This window comes from Gordonia sp. JH63 (assembly GCF_009856645.1).
GTDB lineage: Bacteria > Actinomycetota > Actinomycetes > Mycobacteriales > Mycobacteriaceae > Gordonia > Gordonia hongkongensis.
Window position 1 is genome coordinate 500,838 of sequence record NZ_CP047235.1, and the last position, 21,526, is coordinate 522,363.

Sequence of the window (21,526 nt, forward strand, 5' to 3'; positions counted from 1 at the left end):
ACCGGACATTTACGCACATGCCTTTGCTCCCGGCACCCGGTATGAAATACCCGAGCACCAGCGAGAGAGACGATGAGACGCGGAAAGCGCCGAAAACGCCGACGACACCAGTCGGCCCCCTGTTGTGAATTGAATGACCCGGGTGTTCCGCCCGGCCCCGACACCGGGACGGTCTCATGCTGACCCTCCTCGGAATCGGACTCGGAATCCTGGTGGTCTTCCTGATCACCGCCCTCACCGGTTACTTCGTGGCCCAGGAATTCGGCTACATGGCGGTCGACCGGTCCCGCCTCAAAGCCCGTGCCGAAACCGGTGACGCCGCCGCGAAACGCGCGCTCGCGGTCACCCGCCGCACGTCCTTCATGCTCTCCGGCGCCCAGCTGGGCATCACTGTCACCGGCCTGCTCGTCGGCTACGTGGCCGAACCCCTGATCGGTTCCGGCGTCGGCGAGCTGCTCGGCGGCGTGGGTATCCCGGTGGGCGTGGGTGTCGCGATCGGCACGATCATCGCGATCATCTTCTCCACCGTCGTGCAGATGGTCTTCGGTGAGCTGTTCCCCAAGAACCTCGCCATCGCCCGGCCCGAGCCGGTCGCACGGTGGCTCGCCCGTTCGACGACGATCTACCTGGCCGTATTCGGTTGGCTCATCGCATTGTTCGACAAGTCGTCGAACCTGCTGCTGCGAGCGCTGCGCATCGAGCCCGTGCACGACGTCGAGCATTCGGCGTCGGTGCGCGACCTCGAGCACATCGTCGCCGAGTCCCGCGACGCGGGTGACCTGCCCGACGAGCTGTCCGTCCTGCTCGACCGTGTGCTCGAATTCCCCACGCGCACCGCAGAACACGCGATGATCCCGCGACCGAACACCGATCATGTCGACGCCGATCTGGCGGCGGGTGAGGTGCTGACACTGATGAGCACCGGCCACACGCGGTACCCCGTGCTGGCCGGCGGTGACGACGAGGTACGCGGCGTGATCCACCTCCAGGACCTCCTGGAGTGGAGCTACGCGCTGAAAAAACAACCGCCGCAGGCTGATTCGTCGGCCACCGCGGTAGACCTGTGTCGTCCCGCGGTGGTGGTGCCCTCGACGCTCCCGCTGCCCGAGGTGTTGGAGACCCTCGCGGACGCACATGACGAGATGGCGGTGGTCATCGACGAATACGGCGGCTTCGCCGGGGTCGTGACCGCCGAGGACATCGCCGAGGAACTGGTCGGCGAGATCGACGACGAACACGACTCCGAGGCGACCGTCGCGATCGAGGAGAGCCCCGAGGGATGGCGCGTGCGGGGTGACGCACACGTCGACGAGGTCTCCCGGACCGTCGGCTGGGACCTCCCCGAAGGCGACTACGAGACGATGGCCGGACTGGTGATCGCCGAATTCGTCGGACTCCCGGAGGTCGGGGACACGGTGACGATCGAGATCGATCCCGATCCGTCGACCCTGCTCGAAGACGACGAGGCGCCACCCCGCACCGTGCGGGCCACGGTGCTCGAAGTCGACAAGCGCGTCCCCGCTCTGCTGTCGATGAGCGTGGCACACAACGACAACAACCCGGGCGAGAAGAGCCCGGACGACAGGAACCGGGGCGAGAAGAAGAACCCGGCCGAGAACGGAGAGGAGAGCGACAATGGATAACCCGTGGGTCGTCGCGGCCGTCACCGTGGCCCTGATCGCGTCCAGCGCCTTCTTCGTCGCGGTCGAGTTCGCCCTCATCGCCGCACGTCGGCACCGGCTCGAAGACGCGGCCGCGACCAGCGGCAGCGCCCGCGCAGCACTGCGCAGCGCATCGGAACTGTCGGTGTTGCTCGCCGGGTCGCAGCTCGGCATCACGGTGTGCACGCTGGCACTGGGTTCGATCACGAAACCCGCTGTGCACCACTGGCTCACGCCGCTGTTCGCCGGGTGGGGTCTGCCGTACTGGTCGGCCGACGTGATCGGCTTCGTCCTCGCCCTCGTCATCGTGACGTTCCTGCACCTCGTCGTCGGTGAGATGGCGCCGAAGTCGTGGGCCATCGCCCACCCCGAGAAGTCGGCGATCATGCTCGCGATCCCGATGCGCGCCTTCATGTGGGTGACCCGTCCGTTCATCGTCCAGCTCAACCACCTCGCCAACTGGTGCCTCAAGCGTGTCGGCGTCGAACCGGTGGACCAGGTCGCGACCGGGCAGGACAGCGACGCCCTCCGCCACCTGGTGGAGCACTCGGCCACCGTGGGCACACTCGACGAGCGGTACCACGCCCACCTGACGAGTGCTCTGGAACTGGAGTCGTTGACCGTCGGCGACGTCGTGACCCCCAACGACCATCTGGCCGTGGTCGGTCCGGCCGCGGACGCCGATGAGATCCAGACCGCCGGCCGGACCTCGGGCCACCTGCGGCTGCTGGTGCGCGACGATGCGTCCGGGGCGCCGGTCCGCGGTGTCGTGCATGTGCGCGACAGCCTGACCGCGTCGGCCGGCACCACGGCGGCCGATCTCATGCGCCCGGTCCTGAGCGTCGAATCGGCGCAGCCGGTGTACGAGACGCTCACCGCCATGCGGGAACAGCGCGCCCACCTCGCGCTCGTCACCGATGGGGGCCGCGCGGTCGGACTCATCACCATCAACGACGTGCTCCAGCGGTTGCTGGCGACCACGGCGTAGGAGGGTTGACGAGCGCGCGTCGCTTACCCTTCGTGGCTCGTCGCTTGCGCTCCTCGCACCTCAGGGAGCAGGGATTATGCGTTCTGGGGACGTGGGCCGCTAGGTCCACTCGTCGGCCGTCAGGAACCACGGTTCGGCCGGCAGCGCGGCGGGGTCGAACCGGTTCGCCAGTTGCTCCGCGCGCACGGGCTCGTCCCGGCCGCCGAGCCCCAGTGAATGGGCGATGCGAGACAACACGGTCGACGTCGTCACCCCTGCGGCGGCGAGGTCGGCCAGGGTCACCGCCCCGTCCCGCTTGCTGAGCCGGATTCCGTTGGCGTTGAGCACCATCGGGACGTGCGCGTACGTCGGTGGGGCCTTCCCGAGCAGCGCCGCCAGGTAGGCCTGCCGGGGCGCCGACGACAACAGATCGTCCCCGCGGACGACCTGGTCGACGCCCTGCGCGGCATCGTCGACGACGACGGCCAGGTTGTAGGCCGGGGTGCCGTCGTTGCGCAGCAGCACGAAGTCGTCGACCGCGCCCATGTAGGGACCGTGCAGCAGGTCATCGACGCCGTACTCCCGGACGTCGGCCCGCAGCCGGATCGCGGGTGGCCGGGTGGCACGGCGTTCGTCGCGTTCGGCGGCGGTGAGGTCGCGGCACGTGCCCGGGTAGGCGCCCTGCGGCGCATGGGGTGCGGACGGCGCGTCGAGGATCTCTCGGCGGGTGCAGAAACACTCGAAGGTGCGGCCGGCGTCGCGCAGGTCGTCGAGGACGGCACGGTATGCCTCGAGCCGGTCGGTCTGGTGGACGACGGGCGGGTCCCAGTCGAGGCCCAGGGCCGCGAGATCGGACAACTGCCGGGAATCCGCGCCCTCGACGGCTCGGTCGAGATCCTCCATCCGGATCAGGAATTGCCGGCCGGTGGTCCGCGCGAAGAGCCAGGCGAGCACGGCGGTCCGCAGATTGCCGACGTGGAGGTCCCCGGAGGGGGAGGGCGCGTACCGGCCCGCTCGCTGCGTCGACACCGCGTCGAGATTACCGGTCGGCGATGAGAATCCGCGCCGCGGCCGGTCTGCCTGTAACGGCCCGGACGACGACACGCCGGGTATGCGGCGGCGTGTAGGCGTTGCGGTCCCGTCGACGAGTGAGGAACGATGAGTTTCATGGATCTCCCGGTCATGCCGCCTGTTGCGCCGATGCTGGCCAAGGCGGTGACCAGCGTGCCGCCGCAGCCCGACGGTTCGGTGGCGTGGTCGTATGAACCCAAGTGGGATGGTTTCCGCGGGTTGGTCTTCCGCGACGGCGACGAGGTGACGATCGGATCGCGAGGCGGCAAGGACCTGGCCCGGTACTTCCCCGAGATCGTCGCGGCGGTGAAGGACGAACTGCCCGACAAGGTGGTCCTCGACGGTGAGATCGGGGTGCCGGCGCTGATCGGCGACACGCATCGGCTCGACTGGGATTCGCTCGCGCAGCGCATCCATCCGGCGGAATCGCGCGTCACCATGCTCGCGGAGAAGACACCGGCGATCTTCATCGGATTCGACGCGCTGGCGCTGGAGTCGACGAGCGTGATGGGCGAACCCTTCGAGGTGCGCCGGGAAGCGCTGCTGCGGGCCGTCGGTCCGGGCGGGCGGGACCGTCGCGTGCATGTCAGCCGGGTGACGAGCGACCCCGCGGTCGCCGAGGACTGGTTCTCCGCCTTCGAAGGTGCCGGGCTAGACGGTGTCGTCGCCAAGCGACTCGACGGCGTGTACGTCGAGAACAAGCGGGAGATGCTGAAGATCAAACACAAACGGACCGCGGACTGTGTGATCTTCGGGTATCGAATCCACAAGTCGGGCACCGGGATCGGGTCGATGCTGCTCGGACTGTACGGCGACGACGGCGAATTGCGGATGGTCGGTGGGGCGGGTGCCTTCTCCGACGCCAAGCGGATCGAGTTGCAGCAGATGTTCGAGCCGATGCGGCTGGACCCGGAGAGGGCGTCGCCGGGCGAGCCCACGCGGTGGCGTTCGGAGAAATCGGGGGAGTGGATCCCGATCCGTCCGGAGCTGGTCGCGGAGTTCGCATATGACCAGATGGAAAACCATCGCTTCCGGCACACGGTGAAATTCCTTCGCTGGCGGCCCGATCGAGAACCGGAAAGCTGCGGCTACGACCAGCTCGACGTCCCGCTGACCTACGATCTCCACGACGTCCTCGAAGGAGAATGACCATGGCATCTCGTTCGCCCGCGGAGGAACTCGACGTCGACGGGGTCGCCGTCCGGATGAGCAACCCGGACAAGATCTACTTCCCCGAACTCGGCGAGAACGGCGGCCGCAAGCGCGATCTCGTCGGGTACTACCGCACCGTAGCACTCGGCGACACGCGTGGCAGGGCCGACGACAGCGGCGACGGACCGCTGATGCGCGCCACCCGCGACCGCCCGACCTTTCTGCAGCGCTTCCCCGACGGCGTCGAGGGCGAGGAGATCTACCAGAAGCACATCGCGAAGAAGCGGCCGGAGCATGTGCGGTCCACCCCGATCGTGTTCCCCTCCAAGCGAACCGGCGATGCGATCCGACCCACGGTGCCCGCGGATCTCGTGTGGGGCGCGAACCTGGGCACCGTCACCTTCCACACCTGGCCGACCCTGCATCCCGACAACGACCATCCCGATCAGCTTCGCATCGACCTCGATCCGCAACCCGGCACGACCTTCGAGGATGTGCGGCGGGTCGCGCTCGAAGGACTGAAGCCGCTGCTCGACGAACTCGGGTTCACCGGTTTCGTGAAGACCTCGGGCGGTCGGGGAGTACACGTGTACGTGCCCATCGAGCCGCTCTGGGACTTCATCGCGACCCGACGCTGCGTCATCGCGATCGCCCGCGAGCTCGAACGCCGCGACCCGGACGCGGTCACCACATCGTGGTGGAAAGAAGAACGCGGAGAACGGATCTTCATCGACTACAACCAGAACGCCCGCGACCGCACGATGGCATCCCCGTACTCCGTTCGACGCAGCGCCCGCGCCCGGGTGTCGACGCCGGTGACGTGGGACGAACTCGCCGACGTCGATCCGGACGACTGCACCATCGCGACCGTCCCGAAGCTCCTGGAAGATCGCGGCGACCCATGGGCCGACATCGCCGACCACCGGCGCGGCGTCGAGAAACTGCTGGAGATGGTCCAGGCCGACGACGCAAACGGCCTGGGCGACATGCCTTATCCGCCCAGCTATCCCAAGATGCCGGGCGAGCCGCCGCGCGTACAGCCGAGCAAGAAGGTCGCCGAGCACTGGGATGAGCAGGGCAACCGACGCTCCGACGGCTGATGCCTGGGTTCCGTATGGGTCAGCGGCGCAGCGCCTCGGCCGCCCAGGTCGCGAAACTCTGCCAGCCCACATCAGGGAACCGGCGGTGCAGCGTCGGGATGTCGACCTCGTACCCGCGGTCGCCGAGGAACGTGAACATCGCCCGCATGTCCTCGGACTCGATACGTTCGGGATCGTAGGACTCCGCCGTGACGGTGGTGCCGAGAACGTCGCCGATGATGCGCGCCATCTCCTCGGGCGTCGGCTGATCGGACGCGAGGTCGATGCGCTGGCCGACGTGGACGTCGGGCGCGGCGAACAGGGTGGCGACGAGTCGGCCGAGGTCGCGCCGCGAGAGTTGTTGCAGCGGCTTGTCCGCGGGCATCGCGATCGGCATCACGCCCGCCGCGAGCGCGTCGGCTCCGCCGAGCAGGTTGTCGAAGAAGTAGGCCGGGCCGACGATCGTGTGCGGGATCTCGGTGGCTGCCAACATCTGCTCGACCTCGAACTTGGAATCGAAATGCGGCACGCCGGTCTGACGATCGGCCGAGGCCACCGAGGAGAACACGAGGTAGGGGATCGACGCGGACGTGGCGGCTTCGATCAGCGCACGACCCTGACCGATCTCGGCCTCGACGCCGGATTCGAACGGGGTGGTGAGCGCGAACACGCCCGCGGACCCGGTGAACGCCTCGGTGAGGCCCGACCCGCTCACGATGTCGCCGACGGCGAGTTCGACGCCTCGGTCGGCCAGGCGTGCCGCCTTGCTCGACACCGCGTCCCGCACGACGGCGCGGACCGGGAAACCGGCCTCGAGCAGCGCGTCGAGCACGGCGCCGCCCTGCCCTCCGGTGGCTCCGACGACAACGACAGGGGAGGAATCGGCCATGTCGTCGACCCTAGCGGCCACACTCGACGGCCGGACGGTTTGGGTGAGTGCGCCGTCGGCGGCTATCATCTCGACGTTGGAGGATTCGCCTAGTGGCCTATGGCGCTCGCCTGGAACGCGGGTTGGGTTAACAGCCCTCAGGGGTTCGAATCCCCTATCCTCCGCCACCGAAGGTCCGCTGTGACACCCGTCTTTCCGGGTGACACCGCGGACCTTCGTCGAATCCCCGAGCGTGCCGGCCGAGTGCGATCGAGCCGCGCGGACCGGTTCGAGGACCCCGGCTCCGGCCGCCGGAACCCCTCGCTACACTGGACGACGGATCCCGCGCGGCGTGCATCCTGTGAACTCCCCCAGGGCCGGAAGGCAGCAAGGGTCAACGGGCTCTCTCGGGTGCGCGGGGTCCCCTATTTTCCCGATACGAAGTTTCAGGTCAGGGGCGTCGGCCACCCGCACCGGCGTCGAGCCGCGAGAGGGCCAACGTTGAATTTTCACTCGATGAGTGCCGACCAACTCCGGAACACCCAGACGGAACTGACCAAGCAATACGAGGCGCTGCGCGCGCTGGGTCTCAAGCTCGACCTCACCCGCGGCAAGCCGGCCCCCGAGCAGCTCGATCTCTCGAACGGTCTCCTGTCGCTGCCCGGTGACGAGTTCCGAGACGGCGCGGGCACCGACACCCGCAACTACGGCGGACTCAACGGACTGCCCGAGTTGCGCGGCATCTTCGGGGAACTCCTCGCCGTCGACCCCGACAACCTCATCGCGCTCGGCAACTCGAGCCTCGAGATCATGCACGACCTCACGGTCTTCGGGCTGTTGCACGGCACCGCCGACTCCGACGAGCCGTGGGGACGTCAGACGATCAAGTTCCTGTGCCCGTCGCCCGGTTATGACCGCCACTTCGCGATCACCGAGAGCTTCGGCATCGAGATGATCCCGGTGCCGATGCTGCCCGACGGTCCCGACGTGCGGGTGTGCGCCGAACTCGTCGCCGCCGACCCGAGCATCAAGGGCATGTGGGCGGTGCCCACCTACTCGAACCCGACCGGCGTCACCTTCTCCGAGGAGGTCACCCGCGGGTTGCTCGAGATGTCCGCGGCGCCGGACTTCCGGATCTACTGGGACAACGCCTACGTCGTCCACACGCTGGTGGAGACCCCGCCGACGCCGCTGCCGATCCTGGAGATGGCGGCGCAGGCCGGGCACCCGAACCGCGTGTACGTCCTCGGCTCGACGTCGAAGATCACCTTCGCCGGCGCCGGCGTCTCGTTCTTCGGGTCGTCGCCGGAGAATCTGGCCTGGTTCAGCAAGTACCTGTCGCTGAAGACCATCGGACCCGACAAGGTCAATCAGCTGCGTCACCTCAAGTTCTTCGGCGACGCCGACGGTGTACGGGCCCACATGGCCCGCCACCGGGAGATCCTCGCCCCGAAGTTCAAGCTCGTGCTCGACATCCTCGAGGACCGGCTCACGGAGTCGAAGGTGGCGTCGTGGTCGGAGCCGGAGGGCGGCTACTTCATCAGCCTCGACGTCGTCGACGGCGCGGCCCGACGCACCATCGAGCTGGCCAAAGAAGCCGGTATCGCGCTCACCGCCGCCGGATCGGCGTTCCCGTACAAGACCGATCCGCACGATCAGAACATCCGACTCGCACCGACGTTCCCGAACACCGACGACCTGCGGGCTGCGATGGACGGGGTGTCCACGTGCGTGCTGCTGGCCGCGGCGGAGAACCTGCTCGCCCGCTCCAGCTGACCCGACACGCCGATCCCGGCGTTAGATTGCTCTCATTCTCCGGCGAGTGCGCTGGCGTGCGCGCCACTTTGTGACAGGCTTTCAAATCGTGAATCTGCCCAGGCCGGTTCTTCTCGCAACCGGTTTCGCCGTCGTGGGGGTCATCGCACTGGCACTCCAGGATGTCGTCGTACCCCTGGGCGCCCAATTCTGGGGTTTGCTGCACAACCAGATCGATCTCTCGGTGTACCAGGCGGGTGCCCGGGCGGTCGCCAACGGGGTCAGTCTCTACGACGTCAAGATGATCGGCGATCTGGACTACACCTACTCGCCGTTCTCCGCCTTGCTGTTCAGTCCGCTGGCCTGGATGTCCTTCGACGTCGCCCGCATGTTGTGGTCGGCGGGCATCGTCGTGGCGCTCTATCTGGTGATCATGCTGAGCTTCCGCAGCCTCGGCCGGCCGGTGACCTGGCCGTTGCGCGTGATCGCGGCGTCGCTGGTGGCGGTGGCGATGTTGTTCGAGCCGGTTCGTACGACGATCTGGTACGGGCAGATCAACGTCTTCCTGATGCTCGTGATCGTGGCCGATCTGGCGCGTCCGGACGGTGGACGCCTCAAGGGGTTCTGGACCGGAGTCGCCGCGGGGATCAAGCTGACGCCCCTCATCTTCGCCGGTTACTTCCTCGTGCAACGGAACTGGCGCGCCCTCGCCGGGGTGGTGGGCGGCTTCGCCACCACCATGCTCATCGGGTTCGCCGCCTTGCCCGGGGACTCGTGGTCGTACTGGACGGGCAAACTGTTCGAGTCCGACCGGGTCGGTTCGGCTCAGTTGCGCGGTAATCAGTCCCTGCGCGGCATGCTGGCCAACCACCTCGACACCGACAATCCGCCGACGCTGCTCTGGCTCGTCCTGGTGCTGGCAGGGCTGGCGGTCGGCTTCGCGGTGGCGACGTACGCCCACCGCAAGGGCCAGGAACTCCTCGCCGTCAGCATCGTCGGGATGACCGCCTGCGTGGTGTCGCCGATGTCGTGGGGCCACCACTGGGTGTGGTTCATCCCGATCCTGGTCATCGGAATCCACCTGGTCCTCGACACCCGGCAGCCGCGGTCGCCGCGGGTGTGGGCCGGCGTGGGCGTGGCGGCACTGGTGCTTCTCGCGTTCTCGTGGCCGACGCATGTACCGGCGCTGATCCCGGACGGTTACTACACGGGGCTGTACGTCAAGACCCGCATCACGTGGCTCAACTGGTTCACGGTCAGCCCTTATCTGTGGGCCTACCTCGGCGTGCTCGTCGCGACGGTCGTCGGCCTGCGGATGGTCGGCAGCCGTGGCTACTCCTCGCCGACGCCCGCCGACCCGATCATCCCGCCCGGCGTCGCGGCTGCCGTGATCGCCGAGGGCGGGCTGCCGACCGGCGATGCGGGCAGCACCGGCAGTGAGGGCACACGACGGCCGGACACGGGTGGCGAGGAGTCCGGGCCGCGCGACTCGCGAGGCACGTCCGGGCATACTCCGCGTACTTCGGAAGACACCCGCGGGATGGCCGATGACCTGGTCGGAACCGATGGCGAACCCGTCACAGAGACACCCGATCAGGGGCCCGCTGCACCAGTGTGAGGCACACTCATCGACTGTCACGGGTCGCCGGTAGTCTCGACGCGTGGCTCTGTATCGCACCTATCGCCCGGCTACCTTCGCCGACGTCGTGGGGCAGGAGCACGTCACCGATCCGTTGAGCCGTGCCCTGGATTCCGGTCGCATCAATCACGCGTATCTCTTCTCCGGTCCTCGCGGTTGTGGCAAGACGTCGTCGGCGCGGATCCTGGCTCGTTCGCTGAACTGTGTGCAGGGCCCCACCTCCACACCGTGCGGAACGTGCGTCTCCTGTGTGGCGCTCGCGCCGGGCGGCCCGGGCAACCTCGACGTCATCGAGCTCGACGCCGCGAGTCACGGCGGTGTCGACGACACCCGCGAGCTGCGCGACCGCGCCTTCTATGCGCCCGCCGAGTCGCGCTACCGCGTGTTCATCGTCGACGAGGCGCACATGGTGACGAACGCGGGATTCAACGCGCTCCTGAAGATCGTCGAGGAGCCGCCGGAGCATCTGATCTTCGTGTTCGCGACCACCGAACCCGAGAAGGTGCTGCCGACCATCCGGTCGCGCACCCACCACTACCCGTTCCGGCTGCTCGCGCCGCCGGTCATGCGCGGTCTCCTGGAGACGATCTGTGAGCGCGAGGGCGTGACCGTCGCGTCCGAGGTGTACCCGCTCGTCATACGGGCGGGTGGCGGTTCGCCTCGTGACTCGCTGTCGATCCTCGATCAGCTGCTGGCCGGCGCCGACGACCAGGGTGTCGCCTACGAACGCGCGCTGGCGCTGCTCGGCGTCACCGACGTGGCGCTGATCGACACCGCGGTCGACGCTCTTGCCGACGCCGACGGTTCGGCATTGTTCGGCACGGTGGAGAAGGTGGTCGACGCCGGGCACGATCCTCGACGGTTCGCCGTCGACCTGCTGGAACGTCTGCGCGATCTGATTCTGCTGCAGGCTGTTCCGGACGCCGCGGACCGCGGACTCGTCGAGGCGCCGGGTGACCAGCTCGCCCGCATGCGCGCCCAGATCGAGACCCTCGGGCCCGCGTCGCTGACCAGGTTCGCCGAGATCGTGCACAACGCGCTCGGGGAGATGCGCGGCACGACGTCGCCGCGACTCCTGCTCGAGGTGATGTGCGCGCGGATGCTGCTGCCCGCGGTCTCCGCCGACGACGCAGCTCTGCTGCAGCGACTCGAACGACTCGAGTCGGGTATCGGCACGACGTCGATCCCGGTACCCGCGAAACCGGCTGAGCCGGAACCGGAACCGAAGTTCGTTCGACCCTCGCAGCGCAAGGCGATGGAAGAGGCCAAGGCTGCCGAGGCGTCCGAGCGCGCGGCCGCGGAAGCCGTCGAGGCGGACGCCGCGCAACCCGACACCGGCCGGGTGCCGAAACCGGTGGTCCCGGAACCGGTGGTGTCTGAGCCGGTTGCGCCGGAGACGGTGGTGGAGACTCCTGCGCCGGAACCCGTCGTTGCTGAAGCGGTCGCGGCAGGTGCGGCGCCCGAGGCGGTTGATCCCGACTCGACCGGCGTCGCAAAGGGTTCGGGGGTCGAGGCCGAGGCCGTGCTGCCCGCGGAGGAGCCCGCCGACGACGAGTCGATGTTCGACGAGCTGATCGCCGACCAACCGAGTGCCGGGGCGGCAGAGGTCGAACCGGCGCCGGCCGCTGACGCCTCATCGGACGACGAGACGGCGTCCCTGATCGAGGTGCCCGCCCCGCCGACGCCGCCGACTCAGCCGCCGGCACGGTCCGACCGGACCCCGTCCGCGCCCGAACCGCCGTCGCGCCATCGGGACGCGCCCTCGCCCGAACCGGAACCGATTGCCGAACCGGCGTCGACCGCGGCGTACGACGACATCCCGCTGCCCGATGAGCCCGTCGACGAGGACGACGTCCCGCCACCCGACGCGATGCCGGTCCGTGCCCGTCGGCCCGAGCCCGAGCCGGTGCCCGAACCGGAGCCCGAGCCCGAGGCGACCGCCGGGCTCGACGCCGACTCGGTTCGCAAGCGGTATCAGGACATCCGGGCCGCGGTGCGGGAACGGTCGAAGAGTCTCGAGCCGATGCTGTCGGCGGCGGTCATCGCCGACGTCGACGGGACGACCGTCGTGCTCTCGCATCCGGTCGAGGTGCTGGTCGGGCGGTTGTCCGCGCCGCACGCCGTGACGATCATCCGCGAGGCGCTCACCGAGGTCTTCGGCACCGAACTCGACGTGCGTACCGTGCACCAGGCGCCGGGCGCCGCCGCACCCTCCGCCACGTCGACCGCGCCGCCGTCGAAGCAAGCTGCCAAGGCGCGGCAGTCGTACTCGCGTCCGAGTCGCGCGCGTGACCAGTCGGCGACGCCGGCGCCCGCACCGGAGCCGGTCGCCGAACCGGAGGAGCCCGAGCCGCCACGTGCCGACGAGGACATCCCGCACGACGAACGTGCGGAGATGGTGGCCGATGCACGCACCGGCAGCCCCGAGCAGCGGCTCGACCCCGACCAGGTGGCGCTGGAGCTGCTCAAATCGGAGCTGGGGGCACGGCCGCTCGAGTGACCGGGTGCGCTCGGAAGCTTTGTCTGAAAACCGCCCCGCGCAACAGGTTCGACGACGATACGCCGCGTGTCCGATTTCTGAGGGCGGTCTTCAGAGGCGGGTCGGGCTCAGGCGTCCCACCACGGCCGGAGTGGCACCTGGTGGCCACCGTCCTCGTCCAGTTTGGTGGCGAGCACGTGGTGGAGCTGGATGATGTTGCGGTCGAACCCGATTCGGCAACCGGCCATGTAGAGGCCCCACAGCCGCGCGGTGCCCTCGCCGACCTCGGCCACCGCTTCGTCCCAGTGCTCGACGAGGTTGATGTTCCAGTCGCGCAGCGTCATCGCGTAGTGCTCGCGGAAGTTCTCCTCGTGGATGACCTCCATGCCGCCGATGTCCTGCAGCTTGGAGATGATCTTGCCGGAGCCGGTGAGCTCGCCGTCGGGGAAGACGTAGCGGTCGATGAACGATCCCGCCTTGCTGCGGCTCGCGTTGTCGGGGCGCGTGATGCAGTGGTTCAGCAGCATGCCGCCGGGACGGAGCTTGTCGCGCATGAACCCGAAGTAGGACGGGTAATTGTGGACACCGATGTGCTCGGTGAGCCCGATGGACGACACGGCGTCGAATCCGCTTTCGGTGACGTCGCGGTAGTCGCTGTGCCGGACCTCGGCGAACTCGCCGAGCCCTTCGTCGGCGATCGCCTTCTGGGCCCACTGTGCCTGCTCGGCGGACAGCGTCGCCCCGATCGTGTGGACGCCGCGTCGGGCGGCATAGCGGACCATTCCGCCCCAGCCGCATCCGATGTCGAGGAGGCGGTCGCCGGGCTTGAGGCGGAGCTTCTCGAAGATGAGGCGGTACTTGTTCTCCTGCGCGGCTTCCAGCGATGCGTCGCGTTCCGGGTAGACGGCGCAGGTGTACGTCATCGACGGTCCGAGCACCCACTCGTAGAACGTGTTCGAGACGTCGTAGTGGTAGTGGATGACCTCGGCATCACGAGACTTGCTGTGCCGCAGTCCTTCCGCAAATCGACGCCAGCGCGGCACGGCCTCCTGCGGCGGCGGTGCGATCGGCTTGAAGTGATCGATGCCCAGCGACCGCGCGATGTGGGCGAGCGACAGGGGGGAGGGGCGGTGGAACTGCAGGTTGCTGGCCAGTGCCTTCAGCGCGGGGTACGGATCACCGGGGTGCGCGCCGATGAGTTCGAGATCGCCTGCGATGTAGGCGCGCGCGAGTCCGAGATCGCCGGGTGCGGTCACCAGATACGTCGTACCGCGCGGGGTCTTCAGATCGAGGCCGTACTGGGCGTCGACGGGTCCGGCGCTGCTGCCGTCGTAGGCGGTGATCCGGATCGACAGGTTTCCGCCGAGGAGTGTTTCGAAGATCTCGGCGAGGGTCATCTTGCCGGCGTGCGAGTCCACACTCGACGCCGAACTCTCCTTGAACGTGGTCATTGGCGTTTCACCGCTTTCGAGTAGAGGTCCAGCAGACGACCCCGCGGGTCGTACCGCTTCTTGAGGAGCCGATAACTCTCTCCGCCGTAGAGTTCGTCGAACTCCTCCGGCGTGTAGAAACTCTCTGAATACAGCGACTTGTGGCCGTCGAGTTCGGCGACCTTGCGTTCGATGATCTTGTTGGTGTGCCCGGGATCGCCCGGGGTGACCGGCACGGCCGACCAGAAGCCGACGTTGACGTACGTGCGTTGCGGGGCAAGGGGATACAGCGGCCAGGGGCGTACCGGATCGGCGCCGGGGAGGGCGGGCTCGCGAAGCCGGAGGGGGCACAGCCAGATCGGTTCGATGGGAATCTCGGAGAGGAACCACTCGACGTAGTCGGCGGTCCGGTCAATGGGAACCTCGATGTCCTGCACGACGCGTTCACCCGCCGGTAGTCCCTTGCGGGCGTTCAGCCGGTCGCCGATGTCGAACCGCTGGTCGAGCCCGATCAGCTGCCAGTAGAAACTGCTGCGGAGGTACCGCTTCGGCCACCAGCGCCGGATTCGCGGGTTCTGTGCGCCGAAGGCGCGCGAGCACCAGAACCAGTCGGTGTCCCAGCGCCAGAGATAATCGTGGATCGTCAACCGGTCGGTCGTCTTCTGTTGGATGGACCGATAGAAGATGTCCATCCCGGTGTAATCGCTGACCGGTCCGTCCTCGTCGGTCTGCCGGCCCAGCGTCAGATAGGACTCGTTGGCGGAGAACACGACTCCGTCGAGGTAGTCGACCGGTTCGCCCTCGTGCGACTTCGTGGTGACGATCGTGTCCATCGCCGACTGGAGGTCGACGATGCTCGTGAACCGAATATGGCGCAGCGCGACATACGGCTTCACCGGCTCCAGTTCGATGCGTAACCGCACCGAATAGCCGAGCGTGCCATAGGAATTAGGGAAACCGAAGAAGAGGTCGGCGTGTTCGTTGGTCGGCGTCGCGGTCAGGATCTCGCCGTCGCCGGTGAGGATGTCGATCTCGAGAACAGACTCATGGGGCAGTCCGGAGCGGAAGGACGTGCTCTCGATGCCGAGTCCGGTGACCGCGCCGCCGAGGGTGATCGTCTTGAGCTGTGGGACGACCAGCGGTGCGAGACCGTACGGCAGAGTGGCCGCGACGAGGTTCTCGTAGGTGCACATGCCGGCGACGTCGGCGGTGCGCGCCTCGGGATTCACCGAGATGACCCGATCGAGTCCGGAGACGTCCAGTCCCGGATGCGGATTGGCGGCGCGCTTACGAAAGAGGTTGGACGTCTTCTTCGCAAGACGCACGGTTGCCTGCGGCGGGATGGCACGATAGCTGGCCAGGAGGTCGGCAACCCCCTGGTCGAATGCCGCTCCCCCCATCTCGAGCCCGTTGGTCACCCGGTTAGCCTAGGACTTGATCAGTTCGCCCGCCAATCGTTTCGTAACTGAGGAGTGTCCAATCGTGGGTCAGGTTTCCGCATCGCAGTCGCTCGACATCGCCGCCGCCCCGGACGCCGTGGTCGGAGCTCTCGCCGACTATGAGGTCGTGCGGCCGGCCATCCTCCCGGAGCAGTACCGCGACTACAAGGTGATCAGCGGCGGCAAGGGCGACGGCACCGTCGTGCACTGGATTCTGCAGGCGACGTCGAAGCGGCAGCGCGACGTGCAGGCGACCGTCAGCGTCACCCCGGACACCGTCACCGAGCGCGACGCCAACTCGACGATGGTGACCACCTACTCCGTCGCGGCATCGGGCAGCGGTTCGCGCGTCACGACCACTACCACGTGGCAGGGGGCCGGCGGCATCGGTGGGTTCTTCGAGAAGACATTTGCGCCGAAGGGTCTCAACCGGATTCAGGCCGAGGTCCTCGGCAACCTGAAGAAGCGCCTCGAGAGCTGACGGCTCGGCATCTCCGACCGCGGCGCTCGATGACCTGCTCACCCGACAGCGTGCGATGACCGGCGCGGGATCGACCGATCCCGTCCGGCGCCGCCGTGGCCGGGCAAGGCCGTCGCCCTTGCCCATGCGCGACGGCGTCGACGCCACGCGCGTGGTGTTGCGTTCGGGGCCGGAGCTGACCGTCGGTCAGGCGCTGCTGGCCGCGCCCGTGCTGGCGGGGCTGACCGCCGACGATCTGGGTCGACGCGCCGCCGCGGGCGAGATCGTCGATGCCGACGGCCGACCCGCGGATCTGGCCGCGCCGTCGAGCCGCAATGTCTCGCTGTACCTCTACCGCGACCTCGACGACGAGATCGCGGTACCGTTCGACCTGCCGGTGATCCACCGTGACGAGAACATCGTCGTGGTGGACAAACCGCACTTCCTCGCCACGATGCCGCGGGGCCGTCACGTGACCGAGACCGCGCTGGTGCGGCTGCGTCGAGAACTGGGCTCCGACACCGTCTCGCCGGCGCACCGTCTGGACCGCCTCACCGCCGGGGTGCTGCTGTTCACGCTGCGGCCCGAGGTGCGCGCGGCCTACCAGGATCTGTTCGCGTCCCGGACCGCCCGCAAGGAGTACCTCGCGCTCGCCCCGGCCGACGAGGCGCTGGCGTCGACCGTGACCGTGCGGGACCGGATCGAGAAGACGGCGGGCGACCTGCGCGCCCTCGTGGTGGACGGGCCGGTCAACGCCGTCAGCGACATCACGCTGACCGAGGTCCTCGGCGGCCTCGGCGTCTACCGACTGGTGCCGCACACCGGCCGCACTCATCAGCTCCGGTTGCACATGGCGTCGCTCGGGGTGCCCATCGTCGACGACCCGCTCTACCCCGATGTGCGGCCGGGGCTCGCCGCTCTTCCCGATCACGGGGACTTCACCCGTCCGCTGCGGCTGGTGGCCCGGGCGCTGGAGTTCACCGACCCGCTGACCGGCGAGGAGCGCCGCTTCGAGAGTCGGCGACCGGTATCGGGGTAGGGGTCCACGATCTACCCTGGCGCCATGACCATCCGCGCGTCCTACGAACGGCATCCCGACCTGGGCTGCGAGGCCGTGGTCTTCATCGACGACGAGTCGCTGGCCTGTTTCCAGATCCAGCGCGATCTGGTCGGCGGGCCGCGCGCCGACGAATACTGCGTCACCACGGGAGCCAGTGCGCCCGTCTACGGCGGGATCACGCAGTGGCGTCGCATCGACGACCGATTCGAGTTCGCGCTCACCGCGCGCGCCGGTCGGCTGTTCGGCGACGAGGTCCTGTCCTTCGAGGTGGCCGCCGTCGAGGAGTCGACCGTCGACGACATCGCCGCGCATGTCGATCGGTTGCTGCGCTGACGCTGCGACTACCCTGGGCCGGGTGACGCAACCATTCGATCCCAGCGCGTTGTTCGGCGGCGGTCAGGGCGGGGAGAACCCGATGGCCGGACTGCTGGCCCAGGCGCAGCAGATGCAGGAGAAGCTCCTGTCGGCGCAGAACGAGATCGCGGCGGCGGAGGTGGTCGGCAGTGCGGGCAACGGGCTCGTCACCGTGACCGGCAACGGCACCGGTGAGGTGACCGCCGTGTCGATCGACCCTAAGGTCGTCGATCCTGACGACGTGGAGACCCTGCAGGACCTGTTGCTCGGTGCGTTGGCCGACCTGTCGGAGAAGCGCGAACAGCTCGCCAGCGAGAAGATGGGCCCGCTCGCCGGTGGTCTCGGCGGCGGCCTCCCCGGATTGGGCGGCTGAGTACGCCCACCCCGCGTACGACGCCGAACGACGAGTAGGAATCCCGGACACCGTGGACGCAGATCAGCATGTATGAGGGACCGATCCAGGACCTGATCGACGAGCTGGCCAAACAGCCGGGCCTCGGTCCGAAGGGCGCCCAGCGCATCGCGTTCCACCTGCTGGCCGGGGAGAAGTCCGACATCGATCGCCTCGTCGCCGCGCTGGGACGGGTCCGCGACGACGTCGTCTTCTGCGCGGAGTGCGGGAACGTCTCGGCCAATCGGCTGTGCCGGATCTGTTCGGACGCCCGCCGCGACGCCAGCAAGATCTGTGTCGTCGAGGAGCCGAAAGACGTGCACGCGATCGAACGGACCAAGGAGTTCACCGGGCGCTACCACGTACTCGGTGGTGCTCTCGACCCGTTGTCCGGGATAGGCCCGGACCAGTTGCGTATCCGTGAACTGCTGCGTCGGCTGGCCAATCAGGAAGACGGCGTCGACGTCTCCGAGGTGATTGTCGCGACCGACCCGAACACCGAGGGCGAGGCGACCGCGACCTACCTCCAGCGCATGCTGAAGGACTTTCCCGGCCTGTCGGTCACCCGGCTCGCGTCGGGGCTGCCGATGGGCGGCGACCTCGAGTTCGCCGACGAACTCACCTTGGGTCGTGCACTGTCGGGTCGTCGCATCCTGGCGTGAGGTCGGTGGCCGTCGTACCCGGCAAACCGGACGGCTAGGGTCATGTGGTGATCTCGCGTAGTGGGTGGCGTCGTCGTGTCCGGGGTGTTGCAGCAGGCCTGACGGTGGTGGTCGCGGGCGGCCTGGTGGGTGCCGTACAAGGTGTGCAGCCGCCCGAAGCATCCGCTGCGCCGGCGCTCGATTGGCAGGCATGCCCCGCGGTGCACGGCGTACCGGCGACGGTCCGGTGCGCGACGGTCGAAGTTCCGCTCGACCACACCGAGCCGAACGGCGAGACCATCGAGATCGGCGTGAGCCGTATGCAGGCGCGCGACCAATCCCGGCGTCGCGGTGTCGTGATGGGCAACCCGGGCGGCCCGGGCGGCGACGGCATCGCGATGTTCAGTCAGCTGCGCCCGCCGGCGGCCATGCTCGACGAATGGGATCTGGTGGCCGTGCAGCCGCGTGGTCTGGTGTCGGGCACACCGCTGCGCTGCGATCCGATCACCGGCGACGAGCCCGAACTGATGACGGCGCTGGGCAAGCTGAATCGCGATCGCTGCGAGGCGCGTACGCCGGGCCTCGGGGCGACGCTCACCACCGAGAACACCGCCCGTGACATGGAGGTCGTCCGGCGGCTGCTCGGCGAACCGAAGGTCAGCCTCTACGGCATCTCGTACGGCACCCTGCTGATGTCGACGTACGCGACACTGTTCCCGCAGCGCGTCGACCGGATGGTCCTCGACTCCGGTTTCGACCCGAGCGTGGTGTGGAACAGCCTTCTCTCCGTGCAGACACCCGGCTACAAGGCGCGGGTGCACGAGATGATGGCGTGGATCGCGCGCCACGACCGGATCTACCATCTCGGCACGACGCCACTCGCCGTGTACCGGAAGTGGAGCGACCGGGTCAGTGCCGAGGCCGGTGTGCCGCCATCGCTGCTGGCACCTCCCGCGCAGGTCGGGGACGTGCCGCCAGGCCTGCGGGCGGTCGCGCAGCAGTACATCGCGGGAACCGATCTGACCGCCGACGCGCGTGCCAGGTTCGAGAACCTGGTGTTCACCTTGCTCCGGCCCGGGTCGCTCCAGCTGACGTCGCAGCTACTGGTGCTCACCCGCGCGCTCGCGCCTGATCGCAACTCCTGGCCGACAGTGGCGCTGATGACCGCGAACCCCGGCCGGAAGCTGCCCACCCCGGGCCCCGCCGCGATCGAGGCCGCCCAGGTCTCGCAGGACATGCAGGCCGCGGTGCTGTGCAACGAGAACCAGGTCCCCGCCCAACCGTCGCTCGGCTTCCAGGCGTTCGTAGCGAACTACGTGACCGGGGATCCTTTCGAAGCGCCAGGTCTCGCCTACGAGTCCGGCCTCGCGTGTGCCGGAGCGCCGGCGCTCGCGCGGCCGGTCGAGATCCGCAACCGCGGGCTGGCGGTGGCGCCCCTGCAGATCCAGAGCGTCGGCGACCCGCAGACCCCGTATCGCGGGTCGCTGAAGATGCGTGAACTCATGCGCAGCCACCTCATCACGGTCGGTGGTGGCGACCACGCGCAGCTCGGTCGCGCCAACAAGCCACTCGACGACGCCATCGTCGAGTACTTCCGCACCGGCCGGACCTCGGTGCAGCGCGTCCCCGAAGCCCCGATCACGGCTCCGCTCACCCGGTTGCCCTCGGCGTTCGCGTCCGGGGCGGCCGGTCGGTGACCCATCCTGATCTGGTGAGCCCGCAGACCCGCGCCCGTGTGACCGAACTGGCCGCTCGCCTCGACGCCGGGATCGTCGCGATCGACGGACCGTCCGGAGCGGGCAAGTCGACGATCGCCGATCTCCTGGTCGCGGACCTGCGCGCTCGGGGAGTCGGGGTGACCCTGGTCCGCACCGACGACTTCGCGACGTGGGACGATCCGGTTGCGTGGTGGCCGGAGCTGGAAACCGATGTGCTGCACCCCTTCACCCGACGACGCGACTACCGGTACCGGCCCCGCGTGTGGCAGGACGGCGTCCCGGCCCCCGGGCCCCGCGTGTGGATCGAGTGGCAGCCGCTGCTGATCATCGAAGGGGTGTCCTCGGCGCGGCGCCGGATCGCCGACCGCCTGTCCCACGCGCTGTGGCTCGACGGCGGGACCCCGGGCGAACGGCTCGAGCGGACGGTCGCCCGCGACGGCGAGGACGCGCGAGGTCATCTTCAGGCGTGGCAGGAGTTCGAGCGCGGCTGGTTCGGCGTGGATCGCACGCGAGAACGGTGCGTCGTACTGGACTGAGCGGTCTCGGACTGACGGTCCCGTCGGCCGGCCGGGATGCCGAGCGGACGCCGCGGTTAGTGTCGAGGGATGGCCACCCGACGACGCTTTTGTGATCTGGCGGAGCTCGACGCGCAGCTGATCGAGTGCCGTGCATGCCCGCGCCTCGTCGAATGGCGGGAGTTGGTCGCGCAGGAGAAGCGACGCGCGTACGCCGACGAAAAGTACTGGGGGAGGCCGGTGGCCGGTATCGGTCCGGCGGATGCGCGACTGCTGATCGTCGGCCTCGCCCCCGCGGCGCACGGTGGGAATCGGACCGGGCGCATGTTCACGGGTGACCGCAGCGGCGATGTCCTGTTCTCGGCGCTGTACCTCGCCGGCCTTGCGAGCCAGCCGCATTCGGTCGCGATCGGCGACGGGCTGGAACTCTTCGACACACGGATCACCGCGCCCGTGCACTGCGCCCCACCGCAGAACAAGCCGACGGTCGCCGAACGCGACACCTGTTCGTACTGGTTGCACGCCGAACTGGAACTGCTCGCGCCGACGGTCCGCTCGGTGGTCACGCTGGGCGGATTCGGTTGGCAGTCAACGCTTCGCACCTTCGCGAAACTCGGCTGGACGGTGCCGAAGCCGATGCCGAAATTCGGCCACGGTGTCTCCACGACCCTCGTCCGCGACGGTACCGAACTCGAGGTCTTCGGCTGCTACCACGTGAGCCAGCAGAACACCTTCACCGGACGGCTGACGGTCGAGATGGTCGTCGACGTGCTCACCGCCGCGGCACGGTCGGCGGGGATCGAGAGGGGCCACCGCCCTGCTCCCTGAGGTGCGAGCGAAGCGAGCC

The 21,526-nt window shown here is 68.5% G+C and carries 19 protein-coding genes, 1 tRNA gene and 1 other RNA gene; 17 read left to right on the forward strand and 4 right to left on the reverse strand.

All coding sequences use genetic code 11. From position 1 onward, the window contains the following. Positions 1–176 precede the first annotated feature (176 nt). Together GR168_RS02185 and GR168_RS02190 are read left to right on the forward strand one after the other, a co-directional pair. A complete protein-coding gene (locus GR168_RS02185) occupies positions 177–1,643 on the forward strand; it encodes a hemolysin family protein (protein ID WP_137808681.1) in 1,467 nt (488 codons plus the stop codon). Beyond that, a complete protein-coding gene (locus GR168_RS02190) occupies positions 1,636–2,649 on the forward strand; it encodes a hemolysin family protein (protein WP_137808680.1) in 1,014 nt (337 codons plus the stop codon). Before GR168_RS02185 ends, GR168_RS02190 begins: the two co-directional genes overlap by 8 nt. A gap of 99 nt (positions 2,650–2,748) precedes the next feature. Here GR168_RS02190 and gluQRS read toward each other — a convergent pair whose 3' ends face one another. Continuing rightward, the gene (gene gluQRS, locus GR168_RS02195) at positions 2,749–3,657 is read right to left on the reverse strand and encodes a tRNA glutamyl-Q(34) synthetase GluQRS (RefSeq protein WP_137808679.1); all 909 of its coding nucleotides are present in this window, start codon (positions 3,655–3,657) and stop codon (positions 2,749–2,751) included. Between the two features lie 138 nt (positions 3,658–3,795). Between gluQRS and GR168_RS02200 the strand changes: the two genes are divergently transcribed. Next, the gene (locus tag GR168_RS02200) at positions 3,796–4,848 is read left to right on the forward strand and encodes an ATP-dependent DNA ligase (RefSeq protein WP_159371792.1); all 1,053 of its coding nucleotides are present in this window, start codon (positions 3,796–3,798) and stop codon (positions 4,846–4,848) included. Between the two features lie 2 nt (positions 4,849–4,850). Next, complete coding sequence (locus GR168_RS02205; protein WP_159369896.1) at positions 4,851–5,951, forward strand: DNA primase small subunit domain-containing protein; 1,101 nt, start codon at positions 4,851–4,853, stop codon at positions 5,949–5,951. Positions 5,952–5,970: 19 nt separating this feature from the next. On the opposite strand, the gene GR168_RS02210 is transcribed toward GR168_RS02205, so the two are convergent. Further along, positions 5,971–6,819, reverse strand: coding sequence for an NmrA/HSCARG family protein (locus tag GR168_RS02210; protein ID WP_078111806.1), 849 nt, complete (start codon positions 6,817–6,819; stop codon positions 5,971–5,973). A 78-nt stretch (positions 6,820–6,897) separates the two neighbouring features. Here GR168_RS02210 and GR168_RS02215 point away from each other — a divergent pair. The 5 genes from GR168_RS02215 to GR168_RS02235 all read left to right on the forward strand — a co-directional run bounded on the left by GR168_RS02215 (position 6,898) and on the right by GR168_RS02235 (position 12,692). Next, a tRNA-Ser gene (locus tag GR168_RS02215) sits at positions 6,898–6,986 on the forward strand. 147 nt (positions 6,987–7,133) lie between these two features. Next, positions 7,134–7,228, forward strand: an RNA gene (gene ffs, locus GR168_RS02220) — signal recognition particle sRNA small type. A gap of 71 nt (positions 7,229–7,299) precedes the next feature. Beyond that, a complete protein-coding gene (locus tag GR168_RS02225; protein WP_159369897.1) occupies positions 7,300–8,574 on the forward strand; it encodes an aminotransferase class I/II-fold pyridoxal phosphate-dependent enzyme in 1,275 nt (424 codons plus the stop codon). An 88-nt stretch (positions 8,575–8,662) separates the two neighbouring features. Beyond that, a complete protein-coding gene (locus GR168_RS02230; protein WP_159369898.1) occupies positions 8,663–10,171 on the forward strand; it encodes a glycosyltransferase 87 family protein in 1,509 nt (502 codons plus the stop codon). A 43-nt stretch (positions 10,172–10,214) separates the two neighbouring features. Next, positions 10,215–12,692 carry a DNA polymerase III subunit gamma and tau gene (locus GR168_RS02235; RefSeq protein WP_068972272.1) on the forward strand — a complete coding sequence of 826 codons (2,478 nt, stop codon included), beginning with the start codon at positions 10,215–10,217 and terminating at the stop codon, positions 12,690–12,692. 107 nt (positions 12,693–12,799) lie between these two features. Here GR168_RS02235 and GR168_RS02240 read toward each other — a convergent pair whose 3' ends face one another. Together GR168_RS02240 and GR168_RS02245 are read right to left on the reverse strand one after the other, a co-directional pair. Further along, a complete protein-coding gene (locus GR168_RS02240) occupies positions 12,800–14,122 on the reverse strand; it encodes a class I SAM-dependent methyltransferase (RefSeq protein WP_159369899.1) in 1,323 nt (440 codons plus the stop codon). Further along, positions 14,119–15,501 (reverse strand): FAD-binding oxidoreductase, encoded by a 1,383-nt coding sequence (locus GR168_RS02245; RefSeq protein WP_159371793.1) that lies wholly within the window; start codon positions 15,499–15,501, stop codon positions 14,119–14,121. The genes GR168_RS02240 and GR168_RS02245 overlap by 4 nt, the downstream gene beginning before the upstream one ends. An 82-nt stretch (positions 15,502–15,583) precedes the next feature. Here GR168_RS02245 and GR168_RS02250 point away from each other — a divergent pair, with 82 nt between their 5' ends. From GR168_RS02250 to GR168_RS02285, 8 genes are all read left to right on the forward strand, one after another. Further along, the gene (locus GR168_RS02250; RefSeq protein WP_058251042.1) at positions 15,584–16,021 is read left to right on the forward strand and encodes an SRPBCC family protein; all 438 of its coding nucleotides are present in this window, start codon (positions 15,584–15,586) and stop codon (positions 16,019–16,021) included. 124 nt (positions 16,022–16,145) lie between these two features. Further along, the gene (locus tag GR168_RS02255) at positions 16,146–17,039 is read left to right on the forward strand and encodes a pseudouridine synthase (protein WP_203235920.1); all 894 of its coding nucleotides are present in this window, start codon (positions 16,146–16,148) and stop codon (positions 17,037–17,039) included. Between the two features lie 24 nt (positions 17,040–17,063). Continuing rightward, positions 17,064–17,393, forward strand: a complete 330-nt coding sequence (locus GR168_RS02260) for a hypothetical protein (RefSeq protein ID WP_058251043.1) — start codon at positions 17,064–17,066, stop codon at positions 17,391–17,393. 22 nt (positions 17,394–17,415) lie between these two features. Further along, the gene (locus GR168_RS02265; protein WP_033204544.1) at positions 17,416–17,787 is read left to right on the forward strand and encodes a YbaB/EbfC family nucleoid-associated protein; all 372 of its coding nucleotides are present in this window, start codon (positions 17,416–17,418) and stop codon (positions 17,785–17,787) included. A gap of 68 nt (positions 17,788–17,855) precedes the next feature. Continuing rightward, positions 17,856–18,467, forward strand: a complete 612-nt coding sequence (gene recR, locus GR168_RS02270) for a recombination mediator RecR (RefSeq protein WP_058251045.1) — start codon at positions 17,856–17,858, stop codon at positions 18,465–18,467. Between the two features lie 44 nt (positions 18,468–18,511). Beyond that, positions 18,512–20,143: an alpha/beta hydrolase gene (locus GR168_RS02275; protein ID WP_159369900.1), complete on the forward strand. Its 1,632-nt coding sequence runs from the start codon at positions 18,512–18,514 to the stop codon at positions 20,141–20,143. After that, the gene (locus GR168_RS02280) at positions 20,140–20,700 is read left to right on the forward strand and encodes a (d)CMP kinase (protein ID WP_203235885.1); all 561 of its coding nucleotides are present in this window, start codon (positions 20,140–20,142) and stop codon (positions 20,698–20,700) included. The genes GR168_RS02275 and GR168_RS02280 overlap by 4 nt, the downstream gene beginning before the upstream one ends. A 69-nt stretch (positions 20,701–20,769) precedes the next feature. Then, entirely contained in the window at positions 20,770–21,507 is a 738-nt protein-coding gene (locus GR168_RS02285; protein ID WP_159369902.1) for a uracil-DNA glycosylase, read from the forward strand. Positions 21,508–21,526: the final 19 nt, after the last annotated feature.

Coding starts and splice junctions, on each gene's coding strand:
- GR168_RS02185 (WP_137808681.1), top strand. CDS start 177: ATGCTGACCCTCCTCGGAATCGGACTCGGAATCCTGGTGGTCTTCCTG.
- GR168_RS02190 (WP_137808680.1), top strand. CDS start 1,636: ATGGATAACCCGTGGGTCGTCGCGGCCGTCACCGTGGCCCTGATCGCG.
- GR168_RS02200 (WP_159371792.1), top strand. CDS start 3,796: ATGGATCTCCCGGTCATGCCGCCTGTTGCGCCGATGCTGGCCAAGGCG.
- GR168_RS02205 (WP_159369896.1), top strand. CDS start 4,851: ATGGCATCTCGTTCGCCCGCGGAGGAACTCGACGTCGACGGGGTCGCC.
- GR168_RS02210 (WP_078111806.1), bottom strand. CDS start 6,819: ATGGCCGATTCCTCCCCTGTCGTTGTCGTCGGAGCCACCGGAGGGCAG.
- GR168_RS02240 (WP_159369899.1), bottom strand. CDS start 14,122: ATGACCACGTTCAAGGAGAGTTCGGCGTCGAGTGTGGACTCGCACGCC.
- GR168_RS02245 (WP_159371793.1), bottom strand. CDS start 15,501: ATGGGGGGAGCGGCATTCGACCAGGGGGTTGCCGACCTCCTGGCCAGC.
- GR168_RS02255 (WP_203235920.1), top strand. CDS start 16,146: ATGCGCGACGGCGTCGACGCCACGCGCGTGGTGTTGCGTTCGGGGCCG.
- GR168_RS02260 (WP_058251043.1), top strand. CDS start 17,064: ATGACCATCCGCGCGTCCTACGAACGGCATCCCGACCTGGGCTGCGAG.
- recR (WP_058251045.1), top strand. CDS start 17,856: ATGTATGAGGGACCGATCCAGGACCTGATCGACGAGCTGGCCAAACAG.
- GR168_RS02285 (WP_159369902.1), top strand. CDS start 20,770: ATGGCCACCCGACGACGCTTTTGTGATCTGGCGGAGCTCGACGCGCAG.